Source organism: Exiguobacterium sp. s39 (genome assembly GCF_018618925.1).
GTDB lineage: Bacteria > Bacillota > Bacilli > Exiguobacteriales > Exiguobacteriaceae > Exiguobacterium_A > Exiguobacterium_A abrahamii.
This window is the reverse complement of record NZ_JACSNA010000001.1, coordinates 1,204,064-1,229,673: the sequence shown is the minus strand read 5'-3', so window position 1 is coordinate 1,229,673 and position 25,610 is coordinate 1,204,064. Positions and strand designations below refer to the sequence as shown.

30 protein-coding genes are annotated in these 25,610 nt (G+C 48.3%); 29 read left to right on the top strand and 1 reads right to left on the bottom strand.

Going from position 1 to position 25,610, the window contains the following annotated elements; all coding sequences use genetic code 11:
- Nucleotides 1-124: 124 nt before the first annotated feature.
- From prsW to KNQ11_RS06460, 26 genes are all read left to right on the top strand, one after another.
- Nucleotides 125-802 (top strand): glutamic-type intramembrane protease PrsW, encoded by a 678-nt coding sequence (prsW, locus tag KNQ11_RS06585; protein WP_023468651.1) that lies wholly within the window; start codon nucleotides 125-127, stop codon nucleotides 800-802.
- A gap of 19 nt (nucleotides 803-821) precedes the next feature.
- Nucleotides 822-1,478 (top strand): flagellar brake protein, encoded by a 657-nt coding sequence (locus KNQ11_RS06580; protein WP_214723564.1) that lies wholly within the window; start codon nucleotides 822-824, stop codon nucleotides 1,476-1,478.
- 76 nt (nucleotides 1,479-1,554) lie between these two features.
- A complete protein-coding gene (cmk, locus tag KNQ11_RS06575; protein WP_214723562.1) occupies nucleotides 1,555-2,229 on the top strand; it encodes a (d)CMP kinase in 675 nt (224 codons plus the stop codon).
- Nucleotides 2,226-2,825 (top strand): lysophospholipid acyltransferase family protein, encoded by a 600-nt coding sequence (locus KNQ11_RS06570; protein ID WP_214723560.1) that lies wholly within the window; start codon nucleotides 2,226-2,228, stop codon nucleotides 2,823-2,825. The genes cmk and KNQ11_RS06570 overlap by 4 nt, the downstream gene beginning before the upstream one ends.
- A 102-nt stretch (nucleotides 2,826-2,927) precedes the next feature.
- Nucleotides 2,928-4,061, top strand: a complete 1,134-nt coding sequence (gene rpsA, locus KNQ11_RS06565) for a 30S ribosomal protein S1 (protein ID WP_050677442.1) — start codon at nucleotides 2,928-2,930, stop codon at nucleotides 4,059-4,061.
- 123 nt (nucleotides 4,062-4,184) lie between these two features.
- Nucleotides 4,185-5,495, top strand: coding sequence for a ribosome biogenesis GTPase Der (gene der / locus KNQ11_RS06560; protein ID WP_029342014.1), 1,311 nt, complete (start codon nucleotides 4,185-4,187; stop codon nucleotides 5,493-5,495).
- A 14-nt stretch (nucleotides 5,496-5,509) separates the two neighbouring features.
- On the top strand, nucleotides 5,510-6,535 hold the full coding sequence (locus KNQ11_RS06555) for an NAD(P)H-dependent glycerol-3-phosphate dehydrogenase (RefSeq protein ID WP_058704888.1): 1,026 nt from the start codon (nucleotides 5,510-5,512) through the stop codon (nucleotides 6,533-6,535).
- A 39-nt stretch (nucleotides 6,536-6,574) separates the two neighbouring features.
- The gene (locus KNQ11_RS06550; RefSeq protein ID WP_034786022.1) at nucleotides 6,575-6,751 is read left to right on the top strand and encodes a DUF2768 domain-containing protein; all 177 of its coding nucleotides are present in this window, start codon (nucleotides 6,575-6,577) and stop codon (nucleotides 6,749-6,751) included.
- The gene (locus tag KNQ11_RS06545; protein WP_029342012.1) at nucleotides 6,748-7,482 is read left to right on the top strand and encodes a hypothetical protein; all 735 of its coding nucleotides are present in this window, start codon (nucleotides 6,748-6,750) and stop codon (nucleotides 7,480-7,482) included. Before KNQ11_RS06550 ends, KNQ11_RS06545 begins: the two co-directional genes overlap by 4 nt.
- Nucleotides 7,483-7,567: 85 nt before the next feature.
- Entirely contained in the window at nucleotides 7,568-7,840 is a 273-nt protein-coding gene (locus tag KNQ11_RS06540; RefSeq protein ID WP_012370671.1) for an HU family DNA-binding protein, read from the top strand.
- A 140-nt stretch (nucleotides 7,841-7,980) separates the two neighbouring features.
- A complete protein-coding gene (locus KNQ11_RS06535) occupies nucleotides 7,981-8,559 on the top strand; it encodes a heptaprenyl diphosphate synthase component 1 (RefSeq protein ID WP_023468642.1) in 579 nt (192 codons plus the stop codon).
- A 22-nt stretch (nucleotides 8,560-8,581) separates the two neighbouring features.
- Nucleotides 8,582-9,289, top strand: coding sequence for a demethylmenaquinone methyltransferase (locus KNQ11_RS06530; protein WP_023468641.1), 708 nt, complete (start codon nucleotides 8,582-8,584; stop codon nucleotides 9,287-9,289).
- 1 nt (nucleotide 9,290) lies between these two features.
- The gene (locus KNQ11_RS06525; RefSeq protein WP_023468640.1) at nucleotides 9,291-10,253 is read left to right on the top strand and encodes a polyprenyl synthetase family protein; all 963 of its coding nucleotides are present in this window, start codon (nucleotides 9,291-9,293) and stop codon (nucleotides 10,251-10,253) included.
- 93 nt (nucleotides 10,254-10,346) lie between these two features.
- Complete coding sequence (ndk, locus tag KNQ11_RS06520; RefSeq protein WP_058704890.1) at nucleotides 10,347-10,763, top strand: nucleoside-diphosphate kinase; 417 nt, start codon at nucleotides 10,347-10,349, stop codon at nucleotides 10,761-10,763.
- A gap of 192 nt (nucleotides 10,764-10,955) precedes the next feature.
- Nucleotides 10,956-11,732: a CheR family methyltransferase gene (locus tag KNQ11_RS06515; RefSeq protein WP_023468638.1), complete on the top strand. Its 777-nt coding sequence runs from the start codon at nucleotides 10,956-10,958 to the stop codon at nucleotides 11,730-11,732.
- 19 nt (nucleotides 11,733-11,751) lie between these two features.
- Complete coding sequence (aroC, locus tag KNQ11_RS06510) at nucleotides 11,752-12,906, top strand: chorismate synthase (RefSeq protein WP_214723558.1); 1,155 nt, start codon at nucleotides 11,752-11,754, stop codon at nucleotides 12,904-12,906.
- Nucleotides 12,903-13,964 (top strand): 3-dehydroquinate synthase, encoded by a 1,062-nt coding sequence (gene aroB / locus KNQ11_RS06505; protein ID WP_214770646.1) that lies wholly within the window; start codon nucleotides 12,903-12,905, stop codon nucleotides 13,962-13,964. The genes aroC and aroB overlap by 4 nt, the downstream gene beginning before the upstream one ends.
- A complete protein-coding gene (aroA, locus tag KNQ11_RS06500) occupies nucleotides 13,955-15,211 on the top strand; it encodes a 3-phosphoshikimate 1-carboxyvinyltransferase (RefSeq protein ID WP_214723554.1) in 1,257 nt (418 codons plus the stop codon). The genes aroB and aroA overlap by 10 nt, the downstream gene beginning before the upstream one ends.
- A gap of 11 nt (nucleotides 15,212-15,222) precedes the next feature.
- Nucleotides 15,223-16,509 (top strand): tetratricopeptide repeat protein, encoded by a 1,287-nt coding sequence (locus KNQ11_RS06495; protein ID WP_251138270.1) that lies wholly within the window; start codon nucleotides 15,223-15,225, stop codon nucleotides 16,507-16,509.
- A gap of 28 nt (nucleotides 16,510-16,537) precedes the next feature.
- Entirely contained in the window at nucleotides 16,538-17,068 is a 531-nt protein-coding gene (locus KNQ11_RS06490; RefSeq protein WP_214723550.1) for a ReoY family proteolytic degradation factor, read from the top strand.
- A 181-nt stretch (nucleotides 17,069-17,249) separates the two neighbouring features.
- Complete coding sequence (locus KNQ11_RS06485; RefSeq protein WP_023468632.1) at nucleotides 17,250-17,690, top strand: DUF2487 family protein; 441 nt, start codon at nucleotides 17,250-17,252, stop codon at nucleotides 17,688-17,690.
- Nucleotides 17,691-17,794: 104 nt separating this feature from the next.
- Nucleotides 17,795-18,301 carry a ubiquinol-cytochrome c reductase iron-sulfur subunit gene (locus KNQ11_RS06480; RefSeq protein ID WP_023468631.1) on the top strand — a complete coding sequence of 169 codons (507 nt, stop codon included), beginning with the start codon at nucleotides 17,795-17,797 and terminating at the stop codon, nucleotides 18,299-18,301.
- Between the two features lie 3 nt (nucleotides 18,302-18,304).
- Complete coding sequence (qcrB, locus tag KNQ11_RS06475) at nucleotides 18,305-18,976, top strand: menaquinol-cytochrome c reductase cytochrome b subunit (protein ID WP_012370658.1); 672 nt, start codon at nucleotides 18,305-18,307, stop codon at nucleotides 18,974-18,976.
- A gap of 40 nt (nucleotides 18,977-19,016) precedes the next feature.
- Nucleotides 19,017-19,808, top strand: coding sequence for a menaquinol-cytochrome c reductase cytochrome b/c subunit (locus tag KNQ11_RS06470; RefSeq protein ID WP_058704896.1), 792 nt, complete (start codon nucleotides 19,017-19,019; stop codon nucleotides 19,806-19,808).
- 45 nt (nucleotides 19,809-19,853) lie between these two features.
- Nucleotides 19,854-20,465 (top strand): DUF1405 domain-containing protein, encoded by a 612-nt coding sequence (locus KNQ11_RS06465; protein WP_353049815.1) that lies wholly within the window; start codon nucleotides 19,854-19,856, stop codon nucleotides 20,463-20,465.
- A 45-nt stretch (nucleotides 20,466-20,510) separates the two neighbouring features.
- Nucleotides 20,511-21,191: a zinc metallopeptidase gene (locus tag KNQ11_RS06460; RefSeq protein ID WP_023468628.1), complete on the top strand. Its 681-nt coding sequence runs from the start codon at nucleotides 20,511-20,513 to the stop codon at nucleotides 21,189-21,191.
- Between the two features lie 42 nt (nucleotides 21,192-21,233).
- Here KNQ11_RS06460 and KNQ11_RS06455 read toward each other — a convergent pair whose 3' ends face one another.
- Nucleotides 21,234-22,121: a YitT family protein gene (locus tag KNQ11_RS06455; RefSeq protein ID WP_214770643.1), complete on the bottom strand. Its 888-nt coding sequence runs from the start codon at nucleotides 22,119-22,121 to the stop codon at nucleotides 21,234-21,236.
- 170 nt (nucleotides 22,122-22,291) lie between these two features.
- Between KNQ11_RS06455 and bshA the strand changes: the two genes are divergently transcribed.
- The 3 genes from bshA to KNQ11_RS06440 are packed head-to-tail and all read left to right on the top strand — an operon-like array spanning nucleotide 22,292 to nucleotide 25,495.
- Nucleotides 22,292-23,434: an N-acetyl-alpha-D-glucosaminyl L-malate synthase BshA gene (gene bshA / locus KNQ11_RS06450; RefSeq protein WP_050677434.1), complete on the top strand. Its 1,143-nt coding sequence runs from the start codon at nucleotides 22,292-22,294 to the stop codon at nucleotides 23,432-23,434.
- Nucleotides 23,421-24,554 (top strand): CCA tRNA nucleotidyltransferase, encoded by a 1,134-nt coding sequence (locus tag KNQ11_RS06445; RefSeq protein WP_251139638.1) that lies wholly within the window; start codon nucleotides 23,421-23,423, stop codon nucleotides 24,552-24,554. Before bshA ends, KNQ11_RS06445 begins: the two co-directional genes overlap by 14 nt.
- Nucleotides 24,524-25,495, top strand: a complete 972-nt coding sequence (locus tag KNQ11_RS06440) for a biotin--[acetyl-CoA-carboxylase] ligase (protein ID WP_149427577.1) — start codon at nucleotides 24,524-24,526, stop codon at nucleotides 25,493-25,495. The genes KNQ11_RS06445 and KNQ11_RS06440 overlap by 31 nt, the downstream gene beginning before the upstream one ends.
- Nucleotides 25,496-25,610 lie beyond the last annotated feature (115 nt).

Here is a 25,610-nt window from a genome sequence, read left to right as displayed (position 1 = left end):
CTATGACGGATTCGATTCGTTCTCCCATATTGTAACCTTTTTCCCTCTTGAAACAACGAGGACGTTTTCTTTTTTCCAAGAAACCTTTATTCTTATAAATGAGGAAGAAAGGGGGAGAGGAAGCGTGGTTCAAATCGTTTTCTCCGGAGTTGCCCCAGGCATCGCACTCCTAACTTATTTTTATCTACGTCACGAACATGAATCGGAGCCAGTCGGCTATATCCTTCGAAGTTTCATTTTCGGTATTTTACTCGTCTTTCCCTTGATGTTCATCGACTATATCGTCCAGACCGAATTTGGTGGGCGTGAAGAGGTGCAGTTGATTCGAACAGCTGTTACGGAAGAATTCGCCAAATGGTTTGTCGTCTTTTATACGGTCTATATCCATCAACGGTTTAATGATTATTACGACGGGATCATCTATGCGGTAGCCTGTTCACTTGGGTTCGCAACGCTTGAGAATATCTTATATCTGATGGTGAATGGAACAGTCGAACATATGCTGTTTCGGGCACTCTTACCCGTATCTGGTCATGCTTTGTTTGCGGTCATCATGGGATTCTTCATGGGGATGGCGAAATTCTCGCCTCATCCTTATCGCTGGTTGTCGCTCTCGATTGCGCTTCCGGTATTTGCGCATATCTTATTTAATTTGTTAATATTGGAAAATGGTGGTATATCTTTTTTGCCGATCGTCTTCATGGTCATCCTATGGACGATTGGATTATTTCAAGTACGAGGTGCCAATCGTTTAAATCGGCGATTTAAACGAAAAAAACAACATTCAGATGGCATCGAATAGAGAGTAGGAGCGAAGTAGTATGATGGAAATCGGGGATTTGGTAATGCTTTCGAATAGTGAGGATCGACAAGGTCGCTCAAAGGTGACGGCTGTGACGAATCGATTGATTTGGATTGAAGCACCGAGTGAGGTCGCGACACTCAAAACATTCATCTTGTCAGAGCAAGAAGAAGTTTCATTTTATTTCTTTAAGGAGAAGGGCAAATTATTTGGATTTGATACGGTCGTCGTTGAACGACAAAATGATCCACTTCGCGGTCAACGATATGCTTTGAAACGACCGAAGGATGATCAAATCGAACGCATCCAACGACGTCAGTTCGTCCGAGTACCGCAAATACTCGATGTTGCTGTACACCCTCATAAAACGCAGTTCGAGCCGTTTACAACGGTGACGCTCGATCTATCGGCTGGAGGGATGATGATCTTGTCGGATCAATTACCGGTTCAAAAAGAGGAAGAGGTGGAAATGACATTCATTTTGCCTACAAGTGAGGGCATATCGAGTACGTTAGATGTCATCGCTGAACTCGTCCGAGTTGATCGGCGCGAAGAACGATATGAATTAGCATTTCAATTTACGATGATTCCCGACAGAAGTCGTGAACTTGTATTGCGTCACTGTTATCAAATGCAAATGAAAAGTTCAAGAAGGGGCATGAATCCATTCACCTAACCGCATTTTTTTGCTATGATAACGTTCGGAAGAATGAATCCCTATCAATCATAGGGAAGATGGAAGGATTGGATGGATGATGAAAAAGATTCAAATCGCTTTAGATGGACCAGCGGGTGCTGGAAAAAGTACGATCGCAAAACAATTGGCAGCGCGCCTTGACTATGTATATATCGATACAGGAGCGATGTACCGGGCCGTTACACTGGCAGCACTAGAACAATCGCTTGACCTCAACAATGGTGAAGTGCTCGGCGAATTGATGAAATCGCTTGATATTCGTTTAACACCAGGTGAAAACGGGCAACGTGTCTTTATTGGTGATCGCGAAGTGACGGATGCGATTCGCTCGATCGAAATCACGAATAATGTCTCGTTCGTCGCTCGCCAAAAAGAAGTTCGGGCTGCGCTCGTCACGGCACAGCGGAAATTAGCTGAACGCGGTGGGATCGTCATGGATGGACGTGATATCGGCACAGTCGTATTGCCGGATGCAGAATTAAAAGTCTTTTTGACGGCAACTGTGGAAGAGCGTGCAGCTCGAAGACACCGCGAAAATATCGCGCGTGGGATGGACAGTGACATCACGATTCTTCAAGAAGAGATCGCGTTACGTGATAAACGAGACAGTGAGCGTGAAGTCTCACCATTGCGCCAAGCTGACGATGCGCTTTATCTCGATACGACAGAGATGACGATTGATGATGTCGTCGTCCGTTTGATGGAACTAACGGAAGGTGTTTTAAAATGAAACGTCAAGATACCGTTTACCGGATTGCGCGGTTCGTCGTTTGGGTCATTGCCAAAACAGTCTTTCGAGTGAAGGTAACGGGGCAGGAGAACATTCCAAAAGACGGTTCCTTACTCGTCTGTGCCAATCACAGTTCGAACTGGGACCCGGTCTTCCTCGTCAGTGCGATTCCGCCAAAACGTGCGGTACGTTACATGGCAAAAGAAGAACTGTTCAAAGTTCCTGCCTTAAAACAATTAATGATTGCGGCAGGAACATACCCTGTCGGTCGCGGTCAAGGAGATCGTCAAGCCTTGAAACGGACGATTGAACTATTGAATTCAGATGAGACGGTCGGTATTTTCCCAGAAGGAACGCGATCTGCGCCAGGTGAATTTACAGCAGCACAACCAGGGGTCGGGTTCTTTGCCTTACGATCGAATGCGCAGATTTTACCGATTGCCATCATCGGATCATACCGTCCGTTCAAACGGATGCACGTTGCGATCGGAAAACCGGTTGATATTTCGGATTTACGTGACCAACGCGGCGCAGCGAAATCGATTTCTGACCGAATCATGGACGAAATCAAATCCGTCTACTTCAATCACGCTTAATACCTTGACAAATAGTCAGAATTGTAAGAAGTTAGAAGCAGGATAAACGCATTGACATATGTCAGGCGTTTCTTGTACTCATCGTGAGGAGGTTGTTTTGGAATGGTCGAAGAAATGAAAGATATGCCTGATTTTGAAATTCATCGGGACCAGGTAGTTACCGGAATGGTCGTGAAAATTGAAGACAAGCAAGCACTCATTGATATCGGATATAAAACAGAAGCCATCTTACCGATCAGCGAAGTATCGAGTCTTCATCTCGATGATATTCGCGGCGTGCTGAACGTCGGAGATGAACTACAAGTGAAGGTCAAGAAAATCACGGATGAAGAGGTCGTCGTCTCGAAACGAGAAATCGACGCGCTCAAAGCGTGGGAGCAAGTAGAAGAGAAGTATAAATCAGGTGAGATCTTTGAAGTTGTCGTCAAAGACATCGTCAAAGGTGGACTCGTCGTTGATATCGGTGTCCGCGGATTCATTCCGGCGTCACTCGTCGAACGGCATTATGTCGAGGATTTCTCGGATTACATTGGTCGTTCGATCGAAGTCAAGGTCGTTGAACTCGATCAAGAGAAGAACCGTGTCATTCTCTCGCACAAAGCCGTCGTTGAAGGCGAATTGAACGCGAAGAAAAAAGAGACACTCGAAAATTTAGAAGTAGGTCAAATCCTCGAAGGTACAGTTCAACGTTTAACGGACTTTGGTGCTTTCGTTGATATCGGTGGCGTTGACGGTCTCGTTCATATTTCGGAGATGGCACACCACCGTGTCGAACGTCCTTCGGATATCGTCACGGAAGGTCAAAAAGTCGAAGTCAAAGTACTTGGTGTCGACCGTGATACGGAAAAGGTCAAGTTATCGATCAAGGAAACACAACCTGGTCCATGGCAACAGATGGAAGGGAAGATCGAAGCTGGCGATATCGTCAAAGGACGTGTACGCCGTCTCGTCCAATTCGGTGCTTTCATCGAACTTGCGCCGCAAGTAGAAGGACTTTTGCACATTTCGCAAATCGCGAACCGTCACATCGGTTCACCTTCGGAAGTACTCGAAGAAGGACAGGAAATCGAGGCAAAGGTACTTGAAGTACGTCTTGATGAGCATAAGATTTCGCTATCAACACGTGTCCTTGAAGAGGAAGAATCATCCGCTGACGATTATTCGGATTATACGAATCAATCAGAAGGATTCTCGGTCGCTGACTTGACTGAGGACGATTCTGATAAGAAAGAATAAGCAATGACACAAAGCGGACACAAGCGTGTCCGCTTTTTATATGCGGTTTGTTATGGTATATGACAGTTTGATTTGATACAATAGAACGGCTATGAAGCGAGAGAAGAGAAAGAAGGTGTTGGGATGGCAATTCCAGTCGTGGCGATCGTAGGTCGCCCAAATATCGGAAAGTCGACGATTTTTAACCGGGTGATTGGAGATCGGGTTTCAATCGTAGAAGACAAGCCAGGCGTTACCCGCGACCGTATTTACGGAACTGGAGAATGGCTGAATCGTCATTTTCATTTGATTGATACAGGTGGAATCGAAGTCGGGGATGAGCCCCTACTTCAAATGATGCGTCATCAGGCGGAGCTCGCCATTGATGAAGCGGATGTCATCATTTTCATGGTGAACGGACGCGAAGGAATCACAGCAGCGGATGAGGAAGTCGCGAACATGTTATTCCGTTCGAACAAACCAGTCGTCGTAGCTGTCAACAAAGTCGATAACTTTGAAATGCGTGATTTAATGTATGAATTTTACTCCCTTGGATTCGGAGACTTGTTCCCGATTTCTGGTACACATGGTCTTGGTCTAGGTGACTTACTCGACCGTGTCCTTGAACTCGCACCAGATAAAGAAGAATTAGAATATGACGAAAGCACGATCAAGTTTGCCTTGATTGGTCGTCCGAACGTCGGGAAATCAAGTATGACGAACTCGATTCTCGGTGAAGAACGTGTCATCGTTTCAAACATCGCTGGTACTACACGCGATGCGATCGATACACCGTTTACGCGAGATGAGCAAGAATACGTCATCATCGATACGGCCGGGATGCGAAAACGCGGGAAAGTCTATGAATCAACAGAACGTTTCAGCGTCATGCGTGCTCAAAAAGCAATCGAACGGGCAGATGTCGTCTGTGTCGTGCTTGATGGCGAAGAAGGCATTATCGAGCAAGATAAAAAAGTGGCGGGATATGCTCACGAAGCAGGTCGCGCGGTCATCATTGTCGTCAATAAATGGGATGCTGTCGAAAAAGATGATAAGACGATGAAAAAGATGCAAGAAGAGATTCGGGAAGAATTCCGTTTCCTTGACTATGCACCCATCGTCTTCGTCTCAGCGAAAACAAAACGTCGTTTGCAGACGTTGCTACCGGTCATTCAACAAGCAGCGCACAGCCATGCACAACGGATTCAGACAAGCGTCTTGAACGATGTCATCGTTGACGCTGTCGCGATGAACCCAGCGCCGACGGATAAAGGCGTTCGTCTTCGGATCAACTACGCGACTCAAGTCGCCTCACGTCCGCCAACGTTCGTCTTGTTCGTCAATGATCCAGAATTGCTGCACTTCTCTTATAAACGATATCTTGAGAATCGGATTCGGGAAGCATTTGATTTTACAGGTACACCAATCCGGATTTTAGCTCGTCAAAAACAATAATGGGGTGAGTCAGTATGACCAAAATCGCTGTCATCGGAGCGGGAAGCTGGGGAACGGCGCTCTCGCTCGTCCTAGCCGATAATGATCAGGAAGTCATGCTTTACGGTCGTGAACAAACAACTGTCGACCGCATCAATGAACATCATGAAAACGCGCAATTTTTGCCGGGTGTCATGTTACCACAATCATTGAAGGCGACGACGGATCTTAAAGTGGCGGTTGAAGGCGCAACACATATCTTGATCGTCACACCGTCCTCTGCGATTCGTTCGGTTTCCCGACAATTGAATGAATTGTTGACGGAACCAGTCGTTCTGATTCATGCGTCAAAAGGAATCGAGCCAAAGACCCATCTTCGGTTGTCAGAATTAATCGAAGCAGAGGTCGATCCTGCGAAACGCAAAGCGGTTTGTGTCTTGACGGGTCCATCGCATGCCGAAGAGGTCGCGTTACGTAAACCAACGACAGTGACCATCGCATCGGATGATTTAGAAGAGGCTGGTCGTGTGCAGGAGCTGTTTACGAATGAAAACTTCCGCGTCTATCTGAATGCGGATATCATTGGAGCTGAGCTCGGTGGGGCTCTCAAAAATATCATTGCGCTTGCCGCAGGTATGACGGATGGTCTCGGTTACGGGGACAATGCCAAAGCAGCATTGATTACGCGTGGAATGGTCGAAATCGCACGTCTCGGTACGATGCTTGGAGCTAACCCGATGACGTTCACTGGATTGACAGGAATGGGTGACTTGATCGTTACTTGTACATCGGTTCATAGTCGAAATTGGCGTGCGGGGAATGCCATCGGTCGCGGTGAAAAATTAGAGACGGTTCTAGAAAACATGGGAATGGTCGTCGAAGGTGTTCGCGCGACTCAAGCGGCATATGATTTGGCGGAGACGAAACAGTGTGAACTCCCAATCACTTCCGCCCTCTACCATGTTCTCTTTGACGGTCATACACCGGAAGAAGAAGTCAAAAAGTTGATGCAACGACCACAGAAAAATGAGATCGAGCATCTCTTCACGACGAAAGATTAACGGAGTGGGGTGGAAACCTTGAGTCCAGGATTAATAAAAATGTGGATCTCGTTCGCTGGCATTGGACTCTTTGCGATCAGTGTCTTGCTGGTCACGGTCAGTCGGACGAAGTTGAAGGGGATATGGCAGGTTCTCGTATCGACTTTGGCATTCGTATGTTTCATCGTTGCGTCGATCATCATGGTATTCATTGTCATGGCGGGGCCAAGCGCATGAAGAAGTGGTTCGTGATCCTCATGCTCATTCCGGTGACGTTGTTATCGGGTTGTCTGTTTCCAGACAGTCAGAAACCGTCGAACCGCGTACCGTATCCGCAACAGTTGCGTACCGTACAGGATGCTGTCGATGCGTATCAAAAAGACACGGGTGTTTTGCCCATCAAGACGATGGAAGCAGATACTCCGCTCATGGAGCGTTATCAAATCGAATTAGGGCGGCTCATTCCGCGTTATATGAGTGATCCACCATCGAACAGTTTTGAAGGTGGAGGAACATTCATCTATCTGTTAGTCGATGTCGACACGAAACCGACTGTTAAGTTGATGGATTTACTTGTTGCAGAAGAGTTACAGAAGCTCCAAGTTCGGATTGATGCGTATCGGAAGAAGAACGAAAAGTATCCGTTTAAAGGATCGTTCGGAAAAAACCAGTTTACGCTTGACTATAAAAAACTATTCATCAAAAAAGAACCGACTGTCCCAAGTCCGTATTCAGATGAAAAGTTGTCGATCTATGTCGATGGTCAAGGACGCCTCTTCATCAACTATTTACCTGAGTTGAAGAAAGCTGTTCAAACTGCGAAGAAAAAGCCGAAAGTCGGTCAGGATATTCGGTATTTGCTCTATGAAGATCAACCTTTTGTTCCTGCCTATTCTCAAAGCTACACGATAAACGAAAAAGGCGAACCTGTGTTTTCAGAGGAATCGAGCGAAGAATCTGAAAATTGAACGTTATTTACACGAAAATGTTGTAATAGCAACGTTTATGGGGTATGATTACCCTCGAAGAAGTGATTGGGAGGGGGTGAAAGTAATGAACAAAACTGAACTCATTCAAGCAGTCGTCGAAAAATCAGGTCTTACAAAAAAAGACGTGACGAAAGTTGTTGAATCAACATTCGAATCGATCACTGAGACACTTCAGTCTGGAGAGAAAGTCCAATTGATTGGATTTGGTAACTTCGAAGTCCGTGAGCGTGCAGCCCGTAAAGGTCGCAACCCACGTACGAAAGAAGATATCGAGATTCCAGCAAGCAAAGTACCTGCCTTCAAACCAGGTAAAGCATTGAAAGATGCTGTGAAGTAATCCGGCTACATAGTCGCCCGAGATTTTCTCGGGCGGCTTTTTTGTGGACATTCAGAAGCGTGAAAGCCCGCCGATTATGGTATATTAAAAAAGAAGAACGTCCATCAACGAGATGGCACTGGAGATCGGGGGGTAAAAGCATGGAACAACATGAGCTGCGCGTGGATGAAATCATCACTGCACTCACCACTAAACAAACGACACGATTGGCTCGACATGTGGATTTCCCTTCCATCGATCGTGAACAGATCAGTTGGTTGATTGATGTCGCTCAACATGACACGCTGGATACGGAAGCACTCGTCAAAGCGATTCATTTCGCACAAGTAGCGCTACGTCTGCATGAGCGTGTCAATGAAACGCTACGCGGTTCGAAGGAGCGACAGTTGCTTGTATTAGCAGGGGATTTATTCTCGAGCTACTTTTTCGAACAGCTAGCTGGGTTACCAAAAGAGATTCTCGTTTCACTCGGACGGACGATTCAACGGGTCAACGAGGCAAAGTGTGCCCTTCACGAAATGAATTATGCATCGACGGAAGAACGGGTTCTCTTATGGTTAACAGCAGAGTTCGGATTAATGCAAGGACTCGCGGCAATCACGAAACGAGAATGGCTGACACGACAGGGGCGGCAGATCATTCAACAACAGGCAGAACAATTGGATCTGGTCGCACAGAAATTACTGTTATCGCATCTCGAGCAGATGGCGGTAGCATGAGATCTTGGAAAGGGTGAGCGGTGTGCAGGCAAAAGATAAAGAAAAAAAAGTATATGAAGTGTTTCAATCGATATCAACGAACTATGATCAAATGAATTCAGTCATTAGCTTCCGACTGCATAAACTATGGAGACGCGAGACGATGCGCCGGATGCAAGTCTTCCCGGGCGCTAAATGTCTCGATCTTTGTTGTGGGACAGCGGACTGGACGATTCAACTAGCGAAAGCAGCTGGTCCGACAGGTGTCATCAAAGGACTTGATTTTTCAGAAAACATGCTAAGAGTCGGCGTGGAGAAGGTAGAAGCGCTCGATATGAAAAACATCGAATTGATTCACGGAAATGCGATGGATCTACCGTTCGGTGATAACTCGTTCGATTATGTGACGATTGGTTTTGGTCTACGAAACGTACCGGATTATCTACAGGTCATCAAAGAGATGCATCGTGTCTTAAAACCAGGTGGAACGGTCGTCTGTCTCGAGACGAGTCAACCGACGGCACCGATTTTCCGCGAAGCATATTCATTGTATTTCGGAAAAATCATGCCACAAGTCGGGCGATTGCTTGCGAAATCATACGATCAATACAACTGGCTACAAGAATCGACGGAAGTGTTCCTCGACCGCGTCGAACTGAAACAACTCTTCGAACAGGCAGGCTTCATGCAAGTGGAAGTCAAGGCATTCGCGGGTGGGGCTGCTGCGATGCACCTTGGGAAGAAGTGGTGAGATGTCACTGCATTCCATATACCGTGATGTCACGAAGGAAGTTAATTTAGTCGATCGTTTTCTGATCAGTCATATCGCTTCTGAGGAACCAACGATCGATGCGGCTGGAAAGCAACTGTTGAAGGCTGGTGGAAAACGGATTCGACCGGCATTCGTATTGTTAGCGTCTAAATTCGGTGAAGCAGATCGGGATGAGCTGATTCGTGTGGCGGCCAGTCTTGAGCTCGTCCATATGGCATCACTCGTTCATGACGATGTCATTGATGACGCGGAACTACGACGAGGGAAACCGACTGTCATGCAATACTTTGATGAAGAAGTAGCGCTGTATTCCGGGAATTATCTGTTCGGTGAGGCGATTCGATTGATTGGTGAAGTTGGAAAGCCGGAACTTGTCCAGGTGATGGTCCATACGATGCGTGAAATTTGCGAAGGTGAGATTGAACAAATCTATGACCAATATGATTGGGAACAGTCAATTAAACGCTACATCAAACGGATTGAACGAAAAACAGCTATTCTCATCGAAGCGAGTTGTCACCTGGGTGCAATTGTTGCGAACTGTTCTGCAGCCGATACGAAAGCGTTACGGTTGTTTGGACGAGATATCGGACTTGCTTTTCAAATTGCTGACGATTTGCTTGATTTCACAGCGAATCGCACAGAACTTGGTAAGCCAGTAGCAGAGGATTTGCGTCATGGACACAAAACGTTACCTGTCTTTTATGGTGCAGAAGATGCTGTCTTTTATGAACGTCTTTCAAAAATCGAGAGTATGCCAACACATGAAGAAGTCGCACCCTTATTATCGTTTCTTCAAACTTCGGGAGCTCTTGAACGAACGCAACAAACAGTCGATCATTATATCCATCGTGCCATCAAACGTCTCGAACCATTACCTAAATCTTCTGCTAAACGATCGCTTGAAGAAGTCGCACGCTACGTTGGAAAACGAAAAGGATAAAGATTGTCAAAAATTTCTTGCTGTTCTTCTCAAAAGCCAGTAAACTGACTATGTAAGCGCTTTTCTAAAAGCATTTCATAGGGGGAACTAGAGATGGAACAGACATTTTTGATGGTCAAACCGGATGGCGTAGAACGTGGATTGATTGGGGAAATCATTGGACGGATCGAACGCAAAGGATTCATCATTCGTGAAATGAAAATGATGAACGTCACAGAAGAGCTAGCAAAAGCACATTACGAAGAGCATGCGGAGAAACCGTTCTTTGGAGAGTTGGTCACTTTCCTCACATCGGGTCCTGTCGTTGCACTTCGTGTCGAGGGTACAGACGTCGTCGCCGTCTCGCGTTTGATGATTGGGAAAACAAAACCACTTGAAGCAGCACCTGGAACGATCCGTGGTGATTTCGCGAACACGATGAGCGAGAACGTCATCCATGGTTCGGATAGTGTCGAGAGTGCGGAGCGTGAGCTTGCCCTCTGGTTTCAAGGACAACCAGTCAACGCGTAATACATGAATAGAAAGACAACGGGGAAGGGATTCGATTTGATCGAATCCCTTTTGTCGTGTTCTTGTAAAACGGAATGACCCAATTGTCTAATTGCTTTTTGGAATGCCTATAGCTTTATGCTACTATAGAAAATAAGTTGAACCGGTCATGGAAATGACCATTCGATATCGAGAGTGAGCGAGGTGTGCCAATTGGAAGATTATGAACTTTTTATTCAACGATTCAAGACCAAATCAGGGATTGATCTCGGTCAGTATAAAGAAGCACAGATGAAGCGGCGATTGACGGCGTTACGTGACAAAAAAGGATATAGTACATTTGCTTCTTATATGCAGGCAATGGATAAGGACACATCGTTATACGACGAGTTTTTAGACCGGATGACGATCAATGTCAGTGAATTTTTCCGTAATCCGATTCGTTGGCAACAATTGGAACAAGATATTTTACCGATCCTAGAGTCGCGAGCACATGGACGAATCCGGACGTGGAGCGCAGCTTGTTCGACCGGAGAAGAACCATACTCTCTCGCGATGATTTTAAGTGAACGGCTCGATCCATCCGCCTTTACGATTCAAGCAACGGATTTGGATGAACTCGTTCTTGAAAAAGCCAAGCTTGGTCGATATGGAGCTTCTGCATTAAATGAAGTCGTCGAAGCGCGTAAAAAGAAATATTTCATCGAGCAAGAGCAAACGTTCGAAGTCGTTCCAGAAATCAAACGACTCGTTCGTTTCAGTAAACATAATCTGTTAGGAGACCGGTACGATACAGGGTTTGATTTAATCATCTGCCGCAACGTGCTGATTTATTTTACAGAAGAAGCAAAAGCACACGTCTATCGTTCGTTCGTCGAGGCCTTAAAGCCAGGCGGAATCCTATTCGTTGGTGGAACGGAACAAATTTTCCAGCCCGAACGGTTTGGATTAAAGATGAAACAGAGCTTCTTTTACGAAAAAATCGGTTAAACAGGAAGGGATGAAGCGAATGCGTTACATGACAGCAGGAGAATCACACGGAAAAGGGTTGACCGTCATCATCGATGGGATGCCAGCAGGACTCACGATTGATTTCGAAGCCATCCAGCGTGAAATGACACGTCGCCAAGGCGGATACGGACGCGGACGACGCATGCAAATCGAACAGGATCAAATTGATGCACGTGGTGGGATTCGTCATGGATATACGACGGGATCACCAATCAGTTTGTTCATCGAGAATAAGGATCATACGCACTGGACACAAGTCATGCAAGCGGAACCGCTCGAAGAACAGTTGGAGCGCCCGCGGACGTTGACGCGTCCACGTCCTGGACATGCGGATCTCGTTGGTGGATTGAAGTACGGTCATCGCGATTTACGCGATGTACTAGAACGTTCTTCCGCTCGTGAGACGGCAGCACGTGTTGCCGTCGGCGCCTTCGCTAAACAATTACTGAATGAACTCGGGATTGAAGTGTTCTCGCACGTACGGTCGATCGGTGGCATCGATGCACCGTGGAAGGATCCCGTCGAACATAAGGAAACGATTGACGCTTCACCCGTTCGATGTGCTGACGAACAAGCGGGACAACGGATGATGGAGGAAATTGATGCGGCCAAAAAAGAAGGGGATACACTCGGCGGTGAAATCGAAGTCGTCGTGACAGGCATGATGCCAGGCGTCGGGTCCTTCACCCAAAACGATCTAAAGCTCGACAGCCGGATTGCACAAGCTGTCATTAGCGTCAATGCGATGAAATCAGTCGGTTTTGGTGACGGATATGAACTTGGTCGTCGCAAGGGGAGTACCGTCCAAGATGAAATCGTTCATGATACATCCGGCTATCATCGGCGGACGAACCATCTAGGCGGAATCGAAGGCGGGATGTCGACAGGCATGCCGATTCGCGTCCAAATTGCGATGAAGCCGATTCCGACGCTCTATCGTCCACTGCAATCAGTCGATATCGAGACGAAGGAAGCATTCACGGCACAAATCGAGCGAAGTGATGCCTGTGCCGTTCCAGCCGCATCGGTTGTTCTAGAAGCCGTCGTCGCATTTGAGATTGCGGTCGCTATCCTTGAAATGTTCGGGACATCGACACTCGATCGTCTTCAGGCTGCCGTCGCCGCTTATAAAGAGGAGGTTCGGACGTTTTGATCGAATTTGATATCCGGTTGAACACGTCATATCCAGTACTTATCGGAAATGGGGCATTAGCCCGGTTATCGCATCTTTCAGCGCTGAACGAGGCGGACCGCATCTGGGTCATCACGGATGAAACGGTACATCACTTGCAGATGGATCGATTGCAGGATGCGTTAGCGGATGCATCGCCGTCGATCGACGTTCATATCAGCACTGTTGCGCCTGGGGAGCACAGTAAGTCGCTTGCCGTTTATGGCGCTCTACTCGAAGAAGGGGTTCGGTATGGGATGACACGTCATAGCCTGATCCTTGCGTTTGGCGGTGGAATGATTGGTGATTTAGCGGGATTCGTCGCGGCAACCTTTTTGCGCGGCATCCCGTTCATTCAAATTCCAACGACACTGTTAGCGCACGATTCAAGTGTTGGTGGAAAGGTTGGTCTCAACCTCTCCCTCGGTAAAAACTTAGTCGGTGCATTTTATCAGCCAAGTGGTGTCGTGTATGATTTAATGCTCCTTCAGACATTACCAGACCGGGAATGGCGAAGTGGCTTCTTTGAGTTAGTCAAGCATGGGTTCCTTGCGCGACCATCATTTGCGGATTCGTTACTCGATATTTCGCTGGATGCTGTCAAAGGACTCGATTTGGAAGACTGGCTCGCACGGGGGATCAATGTGAAACGGGATATCGTCGAACAAGATGAGACGGAGCAAGGGATGCGTGCCTTTTTGAACTATGGACATACATTCGGTCATGCCGTTGAATATGCGAGTCCTGGTCTTGCGCATGGCGAGGCAGTAGGGATCGGACTCGTCTTCGTCAAGTTCTTGGAAGGAAATGACGAACAGGCGAAGCAGCTTGGGCAATTGCTCCATCGTCTTGGAACGGAATTACCGGATCGACAATCGTTTAAGACCTACCTTGAACTGATGCGTCGCGACAAGAAGAACCACCAAGCAACGATTCGATTCGTCCTTGAAAAAGAAGGGCGCTTCATTTTAGAAGCGATCAGCGAAGAACGATTGCGTCAAGCATTCAATCAAACAGTGAGGTGTCTAGAATGGGCTTAAGAGGAACAGTACAAGTACCTGGCGATAAATCAATGACGCACCGTGCTTTCCTGTTCGGCGGAATCGCCGAGGGAACGACACGTGTCAGAAACGCACTTGAAGGGGCCGATTGTCTTGCTTCACTAGAAGCGATGCAGGCGCTCGGTGCACAGATCGATCGAACACCAGAGGAAATTCGGATCACCGGAACGGATACATTCCAAGAAGCAACGATCGATTGCGGAAACTCGGGAACGACGATTCGTCTCTTGAGCGGTATCCTAGCAGGCGGTCAAGCGACGTATGCACTCGATGGCGACGCTTCCTTGCGTAGACGTCCGATGAAACGGATCACGGAACCGCTTGCCTTATTCGGAGCGAACATCACAGGTGAGACGGCGCCGCTTCACATCACAGGAACGCCGCTTGTCGGAACGACGTATACGTTGCCAGTCGCAAGTGCACAAGTGAAAAGTGCCGTGTTGCTCGCAGGTCTGCATGCGACGGGTGAGACGACAGTCATCGAGCCGATCCTGTCACGCGACCATACGGAACGGATGTTGCCGCAGTTCGGTGTTGACGTAGCGATCGATGAACGTGAGGATGGTCGGCACATTCGTGTTCAAGGTCCTGTACGCTTACAAGCAACGTCACTCGACATTCCAGGCGATCCATCGTCAGCAGCGTTTTGGTGGACGGCAGCAGCAATCGGGCAGGATAGTCGCATCACGACGACCCACGTCTTGATGAATCCGACACGGATTGGTTTTTTACAGACGTTACGCCAGATGGGTGCAAGTGTCGAAATCAATCATCGTTCAGAAGACGGTGGAGAGGAGACGGCAGATGTGACCGTCGAGACGACATCGTTACAAGCAATCACGGTCGAAGGTGATCAGATTCCATCCTTGATTGATGAGATTCCGTTACTCGCTTTGCTTGCGACGCAAGCTGAAGGACGAACAATCATTCGTGATGCACAAGAGCTTCGTGTCAAGGAAACGGATCGGATCGAGACCGTCGTGACGGCATTACAGCGTCTTGGAGCGAACATCGAGGCAACGGATGACGGCATGATCATCGAAGGACCGACACCTCTGCAAGCAGCGGAAGTCGACAGTGCAGGTGATCACCGGCTCGCGATGATGTTGACGATCGCGGCGACGATCAATCCAGAAATTATGGTTCATGGACGCGAAGTAGTTGAAGTCAGCTACCCAACGTTCTATGATGATTTAAAGAAACTTCAATCCGACCAATCTGAGTAAGCAATAGGCGGATGACAGAAAGTGGGGCGTTTGCCTTGAATGAACAACTATTGAATGGCATCATCGAAGAATTAGAACATGGTCACACCTCAGAAGCGTTAGCAGCATTAGAAAAACTCGAAAAGACAGGAACGGATGAGGACCGCCTCGCTGTTGCCGATCTCTATATCGAACTCGGTTTGTCTGACCGAGCGGTCGATCTCTTGGCGCCGCTTTACGTCGAATATGCGGGTAACGCGGGAGTAGCCTTGTTACTAGCAGAATGTTATATCGATTTGGATCGCGAAGAAGAAGCGATCTCCGTCCTCGAACAGGTCGACACAATGGACACGGAATATGGTCCACGTTCTCTCGTATTACTCGCTGACCTCTATCAGTCGCAAGGTCTTGACGAAGTAGCGTTAGCGAAGCTGAAGGAAGCGCGTAACCTTGCACCGGACGAACCGTTACTAGCATACGGTTTGGCTGAGCTCTACATGACGCTTGGTGCGTTTGATCAGGCGGTACCGTTATTCGCCGAAATCGCGGAGCGACCAGAGTTACGTGCTGAATTGCCGCTCGATGCCCTTTACGCGGAATCACTCGCGATGACAGGACAATTTGAAGATGCGATTCCACTGTACGAACGTGCTGTCGCAGAACGTTCCGACCTGCATACGCTGTTTGGTCTTGCGATGACGGCTCACCGTGTCGGTCAACATCAAAAAGCGGTCGAGACATTCCAGCAATTGATTGCACAGGATCCTGACTATACGTCGGCGTACGTACCATATGCGGAAAGCCAAGCCGAACTTGGTTTGACAAAAGAAGCACTGAACGTCATCAAACAAGGAATGGAGCGCGACGATTACAATGATGAGTTGCGGACGATGGAAGCCTTGTTCCTTCTAAAACTCGGCGATCGCGCTGGAAGCGTCCAAGCGCTACGTGAGGCGCTTGCCTTGAATCCGGAATCGATCGTCGCAGCGGAACGTTTGCTGTCGTTACTTGCTGAAGACGAGGACCACGAAGCGATGATCGAGACGATCTCTGCCATCGAAGAACACGTCACGGCTCCGATTCTAACATGGTACCGTGCACGCGCTTTGTATGCCTTAGAGGAATACACACAAGCGATGGAGAATTATGCGATAGTCGAAGGTGCATTCACGGAAGATGCGCTCTTCTTGAAAGAGTATGGATTCGCACTCGTCGAGGAAGGACGGCGTGAAGAGGGACAACGTCTTCTCCGCCGCGCTGCTAAGTTGACACCAGAAGATAACGAACTCGTCGACTATGTTGAACGAATGGATGGATGACTTCACGGGAGAAGGGAGTAGGATTGAGATGATAGAGAGAAAGCAGCGATTCTTACGCCGCATCTTGACCTATTACACGTTAAAGCGACGGGAAGCGAAATGGATTATCGATTATTGGCTGCGTAATGAGGCAAAACTCGAGCAAGTACACTTCGTCCAAAATGCGACCTTCGCTCCGAAGGCAATTATCATGACGACATACGGATTCGATGCGGAACCGTTTCTCTTCAAAAAAGGGGATGTCACAACGTTAGATCCAGAAAAAGCGTATCATGACATCCGCCTGACCTCGGAAGATGTCTATATCGAGTTGAATTTCCAAGGTATGATGATGGATGACGAGTATTTGTCTTTACTAGAAGAAAATCCGTTTCGCCCAGAAGTTGCTGTTGAACCGCGCTTAGCAGATGAAGCGACACATTTCATCGCGGTCACGGTTAATCGGCAGGAAGAAGAACGTTTAGTCCGCTTGATTGATGAAGCGCTGGATGCACGCGATCAACATCGATTCCACTCTCTTTCCGAACAGTTACGGCTCGTTCGAAGTCAACTTCCTTAACAGAAGGACTCTATTGCCCAGCAGAGGTAGTAGGGTCCTTTCGTATGTGAAGATTTGTGCAAAATATGAAGAAAAATAGAGTGGAATTTCATAAAACGTTCACATTAAGAGAGTAGGAGGAAATGCGGATATGATACATTAAATGTGACGAATTGTAAGTACGAAGAAAGGGGGAAATGACTTGCGTTTCAAACCATCCGACGTACAGCGGACACGAAGCGAGCAAGCGTACATCGATACGCTGATCGTGCCTTTGCTTCCGGTCGGTTTCGATGAGGCGATGCATGCTTACGCGGAATGCGCAGACATGACATTGACGGTGGCGTCCGAAGTCGAACGCCAGCTATCCGGACGGGCGTTGCTCGTTCCTGCTCTGACCTATATCGATGCACCGTCGATCGAACAGTTGGAAGGATGGCGTCAAGCGGCTGCTTCCGGGCAATTCCGTTTCATCACCTTCATCACTGCTGATTTAAGGTGGAAGGAGACTGCCGCCGAAGAGATTATCTACGTGCCACGTCTAGCTCTTGAGACGATGAGTCGTGACCAACAAGGTCAGATGGTCGGGAATTTTGTAGGACAAGTTCTCGAACAGTTAGGAAACCGTTGGACCGCGCTATGAAGCGGTTGACGCAATGATTTTATTAAGATACTATTACCATGTGAGAAATTTGTGTGAAGTACTGTCGTCTTGGGGCACAGCGTACATCACAAGGGGGGATCGAGATGGCTCAAAACGGGTCTAACGTAACACGTCGTCAGTTCTTGACGTATACATTGACAGGCGTCGGCGGTTTCATGGCGGCGACGATGGTCATGCCGATGGTCAACTTCGCAGTTGATCCAGTCCTGAAGAAATCAGGAGCAGGCGATAAAGTAAAAGTAATGAAGTTGTCGGATATCACGACAGAACCAAAACGGGTCGACTTCAAGAAACAAACGCAAGATGCATGGTATGAGTTCGAAGAAACGTTGTCAGCTTGGGTGTTCAAAGATGATAAGGGAGAAATTTTAGCCCTTTCACCAATTTGTAAACACTTAGGTTGCCAAGTCAGCTTCGGTTCAGATCCGACGCACCCGGAGCAATTCTATTGCCCATGTCACTTCGGTCGGTACACGAAAGATGGCGTCAACGTTCCAGGAACGCCTCCGACGAAACCACTCGATGGTTATGAAATGCAGCAGAAAGATGGTTTCCTCTACCTTGGTAAACCAGTCGAAAGAGGTGCGTAAGCGATGATGCAAAAAATCTATGATTGGATCGATGAGCGCGTTGACATTACGCCGCTCTGGCGAGATATCGCCGACCATGAAGTACCGGAGCACGTCAACCCGGCACATAACTTTTCAGCTTTCGTTTATTGTTTTGGCGGATTGACGTTCTTTACGATCGTCATCCAGATTCTTTCGGGGATGTTCTTGACGATGTATTATGTACCGGACATCATCAACGCACACGCGTCCGTCTACTATCTTCAAAATGAAGTCGCACACGGACAAATCGTTCGTGGTATGCACCACTGGGGTGCGTCGGTCGTTATCGTAATGTTGTTCCTACATACATTACGTGTCTTCTTCACTGGTTCATACAAGAAACCACGTGAATTGAACTGGGTCGTCGGAGTTCTCTTGTTCTTCGTCGTCTTAGCTCTCGGTCTGACAGGATACCTATTGCCTTGGGACATGAAAGCGTTGTTCGCGACAAAAGTTACGATTCAGATTGCTGAAAGTATTCCGGTCATCGGTGGTATCGCGAAGACCCTCCTTGCGGGTGGAGAAATCGTCGGCGCAAGTACAATCGCTCGATTCTTTGCGATTCACGTCTTCTTCCTTCCTGCAGCATTGTTCGTCTTGCTCGGGGCCCACTTCATGATGATCCGTAAACAAGGGATCTCTGGACCACTTTAAACCGACTATCATCTAGACAACAAAAAAGGGGGAGAACACGATGCATCGTGGTAAAGGAATGAAATTCGTCACCGATTCACGGGTGTCGATCAACAACCGGATGCCGAACAAGTCGAAAGACTACTCGGAATATCCAGGTCGAACGGAAGCGTTCTGGCCAAACTTCTTACTTCGCGAATGGATGGTTGGAGCGGTCTTCTTGATCGGCTTCATGACACTGACAATCGTAGAAGCAGCACCACTTCAAAACATTGCCGATCCGACGAATACGTCGTACATTCCACTTCCGGACTGGTACTTCCTATTCCTCTATCAGCTCTTGAAATACCAATTCGCTGCAGGTCCATATATCTTGATGGGAACGGTCATTCTCCCAGGTCTTGCGTTCACAGCACTTCTCGTCGCGCCATGGCTCGACCAAGGTCTTGAACGTCGTCCTGCGAAACGTCCGATCGCAGTCAGCATGATGCTCCTCGCAGTCGTCTCGATCGTCTTCTTGACTTGGGAATCTGTTCAAACGACTCACTGGGATACAATCCATAAACAAGGTGAGTTGACGATGAACGAAGGACCAGAAATTGATACAGCGGCAAAAGGATACGAAATTTATTCGAACCAGTCATGTGTCAACTGTCATGGTAAAAACCTCGAGGGTGGAGCAGCAGCTCCGGCACTCGTCGGTACGAAGAAGACAGAAGAAGAGATTTATGAAATCGCAGATAAAGGGATCGGTTCGATGCCTGCTGGTCAGTACAAAGGATCAGATGCGGATCGTAAAGAACTCGCGAAATTCATCGCTTCATACGGTGAAGGCGGCGAAAACAATAAATAAGCCAAAAGCCGGGGGAGCAATCCTCCGGCTTTTGTCGATGATGAGGTGAAACGATTGCAAGGTATTTTGACATTACTCCGACATAAAGCCGTACTCTGGATTGTCGGGTTGATCAACTTAGCAGGCACATTATACGGTTACTACTGGTATGAACCACAACTTGCGACATCGAAGTGGTATTACTACCCATTTATTCCGGATAGCCCGACAGCATCCCTGTTCTTTACGATCATCGTCTTTTTCTGGATTTTCAGACGACGTTCCCGCCTATTTGAAGCGCTCGCGTTCGTGACATTGATCAAATATGGGGTCTGGGCAGTCGTCATGAATGCGTTGATGTTGAATCAACTCGGAACGGAGGATCCAATCTTAACAGCAATGGCACTGATGTTGATGGTGTCGCACGGAGCGATGGCGTTCCAGGCGTTATTATACAGTCCGCTGATGACGTTTCGCGTCAAGGAGCTTGTCCTCGTCGCCATCTGGGTCATTCACAACGATGTCGTCGATTACGTCCTCGGACAATGGCCGCGTTACCCAGCGCTTGCGGAGCATATCCAGTGGATCGGCTACGGCTCCTTCTGGTTGACCGGATTATGTCTTTTGATGGGATATCTGCTTGTCGCGCGCGATTCAATTGACAATAAGATCACTTGAACATAAAATAGACCTATAATCAAAAAAAGAAAGGAACGATGTCTCGTGGCAAACTATTTGATCTATCTCGCGATCATCATCATCGTCCCGATCTGGGCTCAGATGCGGGTGCGGAGCACCTATAAAAAATATCAAGATGTTCCGATTCAGAGTGGGGTGACGGGAGCGCAGGTCGCAGACTTCATCATGAAGCAGAACGGAATCACGAACGTCCGTCTCGAGCCGATCGGTGGAACGATGTCCGATCATTATGACCCGACGAACAAAGTCGTTCGTTTGTCGGAAGACGTCTATTACGGTTCGACGGTCTCAGCCGTTTCGATTGCAGCGCACGAAATCGGTCACGTCATTCAAGATGCGACGGATTACAACATGATGCGTGTCCGTCACCGGATCGCACCTGTCGCGTCGATCACATCGAACTTATCGTTTCCACTGTTGTTGATCGGTCTGTTCGCTGGTTTCAGTGGTCTTGCGATGCTTGGTGTCGTCTTGATGCTTGGTGCCGTCATCTTCCAACTCGTCACGTTACCGGTCGAGTTTGATGCCTCAAATCGAGCGATGGCGCAGTTGACGGAGCATGGCATCATTGATGCCGAAGAAGAACGTGGTTCACGTCGTGTCTTGAACGCAGCGGCTTGGACGTACGTGGCAGCAACACTCGTTGCTGTTGCCGAGTTCCTTCGTCTCGCACTGCTCGTCTTCAACCCGTCAAGTGATGACTAAAACGAAAAACACGGATTGCTCGTTTGAGCGATCCGTGTTTTTTTACGTTTCTTTGATTGGGACCCGATTTTCGTCGAACGTGAAGCCTTCTCCTGTTACTTCATAGACGTCATGCAACGTGATGAAGGCGTGCTGGTCGACACTTTTAACGAGCGTCTTCAAGCGATTGATCTCATTGCGAGCGACGACGACGTACAGTACTTCGAGATCCCGTCCGGAGTAACCGCCTTTTGCGATCAGACGGGTCGTGCCACGATTCATCGTCGCATGAATACCGTCGGCGATTTCCGTCCGGTGATCACTGATGATCATCGCTGCTTTACCAGCATAAGTGCCCTCCTGCATCCAATCGATGACGCGGGCGCCGACGTAAACGGCAAGTAACGTATACATCGCTTGTTTGTAGTCGAGATACGTCAAGGATGCGACGATGACGAAGAAATCGAAAATCAAGAAAGTTCGACCGATCGACCAACCGAAGTAGCGTTTCGTCAAACGCGCGATGATATCGACGCCACCTGTCGTACCACCATTGTTGAAGATGATACCAAGACCAACGCCGATGAAGACACCGGCAAAAAGCGCAGCAAGCACCATATCGTCGCGCAGGTCGATGACGAGTGGTGAATATTTGGCAATTAATCCATACCAGAAGGAAAAACTGAATGTACCGACCAACGTGTAGACGAAGGTCGTCCGACCAAGAATTTTATAACTGACGAAAAAAAGTGGGACATTCAATACTAAGTTCGTGATCGATGGAGACCATCCGAACAGTCCTTTTAAGATCAAGGTAATCCCAGTAAAACCGCCTTCTGCTAACTCATTTTGAACGTTAAAATGATAAATACCAAAAGCAAAGATGAATGACCCGACCAAAATCCAGAAAATGTTCTGAATCCGAATCGGAAATTGGAATGGAGGTGCCATTTCCGTATGCTCCTTTCAAATCAAGACTCTTTCTCTAGGGTAACGGCACGGTCGGAAAAAGACTAGCTTTTCCTATGAAAATCAGTCGAAAAGTGATCAGTATGGTCATTCCGATTGATATTGCTTAGAATAGAGACGAATAGAAGTCATAAAGAGAGTGTGGTTTTATCATGAAAAAAGCAATTGGGATTCTTTGTTATCCATCCGTCGGCGGGAGTGGGGTCGTCGCGACGGAACTCGGTATGAAATTAGCGGACCGTGGACATGACGTCCACTTCATTACGTCGAGCATGCCGTTTCGCCTGACGGAATATCGGCCAAACATCACGGTACACTTGGTTGAAGTCAACCAGTATTCCGTTTTTAAATATCCACCATACGACATTACGTTGGCGTCAAAAGTCGCAGAAATCATTGATTTATTCGATCTTGATGTCATCCATGCCCATTACGCCGTTCCGCACGCGGTCTGTGCTGATCTCGGACGAAACATGGCAAAGAAAAAAGGCGTCGCCGTCGTGACGACGTTGCACGGGACGGACATCACGGTCATCGGGCAAGACTTAGAGATGCAACCGGCCATTCGGTACGGCATCGAACGATCAGACGCGGTCACGGCCGTCTCCGAGAGTCTAGCGCTTGAGACGAATGCGACGCTTAACGCACACTATGACATCGATGTCATTGCGAACTCGATTGATGAGAGTGTCTATTATCCGATGCGGGATGAACGCTTGAAGCGGCATTACGGCATCGAAGCGGACGAAGTCGTCGTCATTCATATCTCGAACTTCCGACCGGTCAAACGAATCGATGATACGCTTGCGGCGTTCGCCATTGCAGCGAAAGACCGGAAGATGCGTCTATTACTCGTCGGAGATGGTCCAGAGATGGGACAAACGAGACGTCGCGCAAAGGAACTCGGCATTTACGACAAAGTGATCTTTGCAGGTAAACAGGAACATGTCGCGCAATTGCTCGCCATTAGTGATATTCATGTCCTATTGTCTGAAAAAGAAGCGTTCGGACTCGTCGTCCTTGAGGCGATGGCAATTGGTGTCCCGAGTGTCGTCTCGACAGCAGGTGGCTTACCGGAAGTCATCCAGGACGGATTAACCGGATATATCGTTCCGACTTACGACGTCAAAATGGCTGCGGCACGAATCGGTGAACTCGCGGATGACCCGATGTTACGGGAACGGATGGCAGAAGAGGGCATTCGTGATACGCGTCGTCGTTTTGATTCGAATGAGATCGTCCGTCGTTATGAACAAGTCTATGAACGGGTGTGTGCGCGTCATGAACTTGCTTGAAGGCGCACATCATATCATTCAGACGATCGAACAAGCGGGTGGTGAAGCCTATATCGTCGGTGGCGCCGTTCGCGACATGTTACTCGACCGGACACCAGGAGACTATGATTTAGCGAGCTCGATGTTACCGGAACAAATCATCGACTTATTCCCTGTCGTCATTCCGACAGGACTCGAGCATGGAACCGTGACGGTCGTTCTCAACCACGTGCCGTACGAGATCACGACGTTTCGCTCGGAAGCAACGTACAGCGATCGCCGACGACCGGATGCGGTGACGCTTGGCGTTAGTTTGGAAGAGGACTTGACCCGACGTGACTTTACGATCAACGCGATGGCACTCAGACCAACCGGTCGTGTCGATCTGTTCGGAGGAGCGCGTGACATCGAAGAGCGGATCATCCGGACGGTCGGCGAACCAGCCGAACGTTTTAATGAAGATGCGCTTCGAATGATGCGGGCGTTCCGCTTCATGAGCCAACTGGATTTCTCGCTTGACGAGGCAACTGAACAAGCGATTGTCGAACTCGCTCCGCACCTAGCGGCCGTTGCGATTGAGCGGATTGCGATCGAGTTCGAGAAACTCTTACTTGGTCCTGGAAAACAGCGGGCGTTACAGGCGATGCTCCGGACTGGAATCGAACGCTACCTCCCCGGCATGACTTCAGAAATCGTCACAGGACTCGCGCAGCAGTCGTTTCAGGGTGTTTCAAAGGATGCTGTCTGGACACTCGTACTCGATGCCGGTCTCGCGAAAGATCAATTGACACGCTGGAAACGATCGAAACATCAAGTGCAGCTCGCAACGCGTTTAATACCTCTGTTACACCGACCGTTACAAGACTGGGATCGTTATCAATTGTCGGACGAAGAACTGATGATCCTTCGGGAAATGACAGGAACGGATTATCCAGAGCGATCAGACTTACCGATTCGCAGTCGTAAAGAGCTCGCTGTAGACGGAAAAGACATGATCCGCCTCGGTCTCCAAAAACAACAGATCAAAGAAGCACTTTTGCATTTGGAATACAGTGTCGTCACCCGCGCTTGCCCAAACGACCGCGTAACATTATTGAAGGAGGTAGAGCGATGGCGCACTCAGTCCGAGAACAAATCTTGATCGCACTTCGTCAGCGGACGTGGTACTCCGGACAGGAATTAGCAGAGACGTTAAATATTTCACGTACCGCTATTTGGAAACATATGCAAACTTTGAAGGAAGAAGGATACCAGATCATCTCGAATAAAAAACAAGGCTATCAATTAGTCGATGAAGGCGATTTGCTGACACCGATTGCGATTGAACAATGGTTAACGACAGAACGTCTTGGTCGCCACATCCTTCATTTCGAAGAACTGGACACGACGCAGCGGATTGCACATGAGCAAGCGCAACAGCAAGCGCAGGAAGGAACACTCGTCGTATGCGATCACCAGACGAATGGACGCGGACAGCTAGGGAGAACGTGGCATGAGGCGAAAAATGAGGGCATCGCGATGAGTCTACTCGTCCGACCAGATGTACCGATGCACCAAGCAGGTCAATTAACGCTCGTAGCAGGTATTGCACTTGCACAGTCTCTCCGGACATTCGATGTTCCAGTTACGATTAAATGGCCGAACGACATCTTGATCAACGGTCGTAAGGTGGCAGGCATTTTGACGGAAATGCAGACCGAGGCGGATCGGATCAGTTCAGTCATCATTGGCATCGGCATCAATGTGCATCACGAGCAGTTTCCGGAAGGGATCGAGGACCGTGCTACCTCGCTCGTCCGAGAATCAGGAAGAACTTTCCGACGTGCGGAGGTCGTCGCGACTTTCTTGAATCGATTTGAACGACTATACACGCAGTGGCTCGAGCTAGGATTCGGATCTTTCGTCTCGGAGTGGGAAACACTCGCAGATCGCTTACATGAACGAGTGACGCTACGGACACGTCAGATGACCGCTTCCGGAACATTGCTCGGTATTGACGAGACGGGTACGATTCGGATTGAGACGGAAACGGGGGAGACCCGTTTCCATTCGGCAGAGCTGATTTACTGGGAAAAAGAATAAAGGTTTGAATCAGACGGTTTGCAGAGAGCTTTTCCCCTCATGTATAATAAAGCCACGGATGGTATCCGCTTGCCGGAACCATACCGAATTGACAGGTGCCAGTTTTAGCTGTTTC

Excerpts from the sequence above, each read along its gene's own strand:
- KNQ11_RS06455 (WP_214770643.1), bottom strand. The coding sequence starts at position 22,121 with ATGGCACCTCCATTCCAATTTCCGATTCGGATTCAGAACATTTTCTGG.
- aroC (WP_214723558.1), top strand. The coding sequence starts at position 11,752 with ATGCGTTACATGACAGCAGGAGAATCACACGGAAAAGGGTTGACCGTC.
- ndk (WP_058704890.1), top strand. The coding sequence starts at position 10,347 with ATGGAACAGACATTTTTGATGGTCAAACCGGATGGCGTAGAACGTGGA.
- KNQ11_RS06555 (WP_058704888.1), top strand. The coding sequence starts at position 5,510 with ATGACCAAAATCGCTGTCATCGGAGCGGGAAGCTGGGGAACGGCGCTC.
- qcrB (WP_012370658.1), top strand. The coding sequence starts at position 18,305 with ATGATGCAAAAAATCTATGATTGGATCGATGAGCGCGTTGACATTACG.
- bshA (WP_050677434.1), top strand. The coding sequence starts at position 22,292 with ATGAAAAAAGCAATTGGGATTCTTTGTTATCCATCCGTCGGCGGGAGT.
- aroA (WP_214723554.1), top strand. The coding sequence starts at position 13,955 with ATGGGCTTAAGAGGAACAGTACAAGTACCTGGCGATAAATCAATGACG.
- KNQ11_RS06440 (WP_149427577.1), top strand. The coding sequence starts at position 24,524 with ATGGCGCACTCAGTCCGAGAACAAATCTTGATCGCACTTCGTCAGCGG.
- cmk (WP_214723562.1), top strand. The coding sequence starts at position 1,555 with ATGATGAAAAAGATTCAAATCGCTTTAGATGGACCAGCGGGTGCTGGA.
- rpsA (WP_050677442.1), top strand. The coding sequence starts at position 2,928 with ATGGTCGAAGAAATGAAAGATATGCCTGATTTTGAAATTCATCGGGAC.
- KNQ11_RS06525 (WP_023468640.1), top strand. The coding sequence starts at position 9,291 with ATGTCACTGCATTCCATATACCGTGATGTCACGAAGGAAGTTAATTTA.
- KNQ11_RS06545 (WP_029342012.1), top strand. The coding sequence starts at position 6,748 with ATGAAGAAGTGGTTCGTGATCCTCATGCTCATTCCGGTGACGTTGTTA.
- der (WP_029342014.1), top strand. The coding sequence starts at position 4,185 with ATGGCAATTCCAGTCGTGGCGATCGTAGGTCGCCCAAATATCGGAAAG.
- KNQ11_RS06445 (WP_251139638.1), top strand. The coding sequence starts at position 23,421 with ATGAACTTGCTTGAAGGCGCACATCATATCATTCAGACGATCGAACAA.
- KNQ11_RS06480 (WP_023468631.1), top strand. The coding sequence starts at position 17,795 with ATGGCTCAAAACGGGTCTAACGTAACACGTCGTCAGTTCTTGACGTAT.
- KNQ11_RS06495 (WP_251138270.1), top strand. The coding sequence starts at position 15,223 with ATGACAGAAAGTGGGGCGTTTGCCTTGAATGAACAACTATTGAATGGC.
- KNQ11_RS06550 (WP_034786022.1), top strand. The coding sequence starts at position 6,575 with ATGTGGATCTCGTTCGCTGGCATTGGACTCTTTGCGATCAGTGTCTTG.
- KNQ11_RS06535 (WP_023468642.1), top strand. The coding sequence starts at position 7,981 with ATGGAACAACATGAGCTGCGCGTGGATGAAATCATCACTGCACTCACC.
- KNQ11_RS06570 (WP_214723560.1), top strand. The coding sequence starts at position 2,226 with ATGAAACGTCAAGATACCGTTTACCGGATTGCGCGGTTCGTCGTTTGG.
- KNQ11_RS06540 (WP_012370671.1), top strand. The coding sequence starts at position 7,568 with ATGAACAAAACTGAACTCATTCAAGCAGTCGTCGAAAAATCAGGTCTT.
- KNQ11_RS06470 (WP_058704896.1), top strand. The coding sequence starts at position 19,017 with ATGCATCGTGGTAAAGGAATGAAATTCGTCACCGATTCACGGGTGTCG.
- KNQ11_RS06490 (WP_214723550.1), top strand. The coding sequence starts at position 16,538 with ATGATAGAGAGAAAGCAGCGATTCTTACGCCGCATCTTGACCTATTAC.
- KNQ11_RS06580 (WP_214723564.1), top strand. The coding sequence starts at position 822 with ATGATGGAAATCGGGGATTTGGTAATGCTTTCGAATAGTGAGGATCGA.